At 74.7% G+C, this 3,132-nt stretch carries 3 protein-coding genes; all 3 read left to right on the top strand.

Annotated features, from left to right (window positions below):
• Positions 1–377 precede the first annotated feature (377 nt).
• The gene (locus tag ACYF6T_RS44315; protein WP_461703669.1) at positions 378–608 is read left to right on the top strand and encodes a hypothetical protein; all 231 of its coding nucleotides are present in this window, start codon (positions 378–380) and stop codon (positions 606–608) included.
• A complete protein-coding gene (gene malQ / locus ACYF6T_RS44310; protein WP_461703668.1) occupies positions 609–2,699 on the top strand; it encodes a 4-alpha-glucanotransferase in 2,091 nt (696 codons plus the stop codon).
• Positions 2,700–2,769: 70 nt separating this feature from the next.
• Positions 2,770–3,045: a hypothetical protein gene (locus ACYF6T_RS44305; RefSeq protein WP_461703667.1), complete on the top strand. Its 276-nt coding sequence runs from the start codon at positions 2,770–2,772 to the stop codon at positions 3,043–3,045.
• Positions 3,046–3,132 lie beyond the last annotated feature (87 nt).

Genomic DNA, 3,132 nt, shown 5'->3' with positions numbered 1-3,132 from the left:
CTAAGGAGCGATGAAAACCGTCGTGCCCAGTTTCCCCCGGGTCGTGATGCCGGCCAGCCAGGCGAGCGTTGTGACAGGTTCGTAAAGAAGCTGGGGGCGTTCGCACCTCTCTCCGTGGCCGCCACAGCAGCAATATCCCACCGCCCCCGGACGCCGAAAAGAAGTCGTTCGACGCGTCAATCGCGCCGCGCACAAAGGAGTTCCCGGTGCGGGTGACGCGCTCGTTGGACGAGGCCGGGCGCCGGGAACAGAATGTGACGAGGTGCACGTAGTCCCCTCGCGTACGTCTGCCGTCGCGCCCACTGGGTAGGGCTGCGGTAACCGAAAGGCCGCACGACCCACCCGTACCCGCCGTACCCGACGACGAGGAGGCCCCCGTGGCCGCACCGGCACACTCCCTCTCCAAACCCGTGGCGCAGCTGCCCTCCCCGGCCCGCGAGCCGCACTTCTGCGTCTTCAGCGCCGAGGGCGTCTGCGCCGACACCCCGCTCACCAGCGAACCGCCGCTGCCCGACGCGGAGCCGCTGACCAGCGAGCCGCCCCTCGCCGACACCGCCCACCTCACCAGCGAGTCCGCCGCTGCCGAGCCGGATGACACGAGGCCGTAGATGACCGCGCAGCCGCCGGCCGAACCCCCGTCCGAGGACCTGACCCGGCTCGCCCGTCTGCACGGCGTCGCCACCTCCTACAGCCCCTCCCCGGACCGCACGGTCACGGCGTCCGCCACCGCCGTCACCCTCGCCCTGGCCGCCCTCGGCGTCGACACCTCCGACCCCGCCGCGGCCCTGGCCGCCCGGGAACGCGAGCTCGCCGAACGGCTGCTGCCGCCCACGGTCGTGCTGTGGAGCGGCGGCACCTCCGCCGCGCTCGACGCCCTCCCGCCCGGCACCCGGCTGCGCGTGGAGACCGAACAGGGCGAGACCCGCGCCGCCGCCGACCGCCTCCCGCCCGGACTGCACCGGCTCACCGCCACCGCCCCCGACGGCCGCACCGCCACCGCCCACCTCGTGGTCGCCCCGTCCCGGCTGCCCACCCCCTCGGCCCGCTCCTACGGCCTCCTCGTCCAGCTCTACTCCCTGCTGTCCCGGCGCTCCTGGGGCATGGGCGACCTCGGCGACCTCGCCGAACTCACCGCCTGGGCCGGCCGCGCCCTCGGCGCCGGCTTCGTCCAGGTCAACCCGCTGCACGCGGCCGTACCCGGAGCGCCCACCGACCCCTCGCCCTACCGCCCCTCCTCCCGCCGCTTCCCCGACCCCGTGCACCTGCGCGTCGAGAACGTGCCCGAGTACGCCCACGTCGAGGACCGCGAACGCCTGCACGGCCTGCTGGAGCGGGCCGCCCGCCTGCGCGAATCCGTCCTCGGCAAGGACGCGCTGATCGACCGGGACGCCGTGTGGGAGCTCAAGCGGGAGGCGCTGGAGCTGATCCGCGAGGTGCCGCTCGGACCCGGCCGGCGCGCCGCCTACGCCGACTTCCTCGCCGAACAGGGCCAGGCCCTGGAGGACCACGCCACCTGGTACGCCCTGGCCGAGGTGCACGGCCCCGACTGGAGACACTGGCCCGAGGGGCTGCGCGATCCCCGCTCGGCCGAAACCGCCCGCGCCCGCGGCGAGCTGATGGACCGCGTGGACTTCCACTGCCGCCTCGCCTGGCTCACCGACGCCCAGCTGACCGCGGCCCAGCGCACCGCCCGCGAGGCCGGCATGCCCGTCGGCATCGTGCACGACCTCGCGGTCGGGGTGCACCCCGAGGGCGCCGACGCCTGGGCGCAGCAGGAGTACTTCGCCGCCGGGATGTCGGTGGGCGCCCCGCCGGACGCCTTCAACGCCCGCGGCCAGGACTGGGGCCTGCCGCCCTGGCGCCCGGACCGCCTGGCCGCCTCCGGCTACGAGCCCTACCGCCGGCTGCTGAAGGCGCTCTTCCGCTACGCCGGCGCGCTGCGCATCGACCACGTCATGGGCCTGTTCCGGCTGTGGTGGGTGCCGCAGGGCCACCCGCCCACCGAGGGCACCTACGTCCGCTACGACGCCGAGGCCATGCTCGCCATCCTGGTGCTGGAGGCCTCCCGCGCCGGGGCCGTCGTCATCGGCGAGGACCTGGGCACCGTCGAACCCGGCGTGCGCGAGGCGCTGCGCGAGCGCGGCGTGCTCGGCACGTCCGTCCTGTGGTTCGAACGGGACTGGGAGGGCGACGGCCGCCCCCTGCCCCCCGAGGCCTGGCGCGCCGACTGCCTCGCCACCGCCACCACCCACGACCTGCCGTCCACCGCGGCCCGGCTCACCGGCGAACACGTCGAACTGCGCCACCGTCTCGGCCTGCTCACCCGCCCCCTGGAGGAGGAACGGGCCGAGGCCGCCGCCGACACGGGGGAGTGGCTCGCCCTGCTCGCCCGCCTCGGCCTGCTGCACGGCACGGGCGGCGGCCGCGGTCCCTCCGAGGAGGAGGCCGAGATCCAGGCCGTCCACCGCTTCCTGCTGCGCACCCCGGCCCGGCTCGTGGGCGTCTGGCTGCCCGACACGGTGGGCGACCGGCGCCCGCAGAACCTGCCGGGCACCTGGGACCAGTACCCGAACTGGCGGCTGCCCATCGCCGACGCCGACGGCCGGCCGGTGACGCTGGAGGACCTGGCGGCCGCACCCCGGCTGCACGCGCTGGTGGAGGTGTTGCGAGCGGGGGCCCGGGACGGTGCGGCGGGCTAGAGCGCCCCGGGTGTCCTCCTACGGCACCCCGGACGCGCGGGCCCGTTCGCCGTTCGATACTTTTGACGTCGTGGACAAGAAGAACGCCCTGCGCGCCGGCGCCCTGGCCGCCGGTACGACGCTGATGATGCTGCTCATGTCGTCCCCCGCGCTCGCGCTCACCCGCGACGACGGCGACGACCCCGGCTCGGGCCTGAGCGTCATCCAGACGCTGGGTCTCTACGTCGCGATCCCGATCGCCCTGTTCGTGGTGATCGCGGGTCTGGTGATGGTCCTGGACAAGTCCCACAAGCAGAAGGACACCACCAGCTCCAACATCTCCACCAAGGCCGGCAGCAAGGCCTGACGCAGGGCTCCCCGGGCGTCCCCGGAACCCGGGAGTCCGCCGCGCGCCACCGAGGGCGTCGGCTTCGTCGTACGACACGTGTGCGGT

This window comes from Streptomyces sp. 7R007 (assembly GCF_054850255.1).
This window is presented reverse-complemented; position numbering and strand designations above follow the sequence as displayed.

What these genes read in the sequence shown, in the direction of transcription:
- malQ (WP_461703668.1), top strand. Translation starts at nt 609, where the DNA reads ATGACCGCGCAGCCGCCGGCCGAACCCCCGTCCGAGGACCTGACCCGG.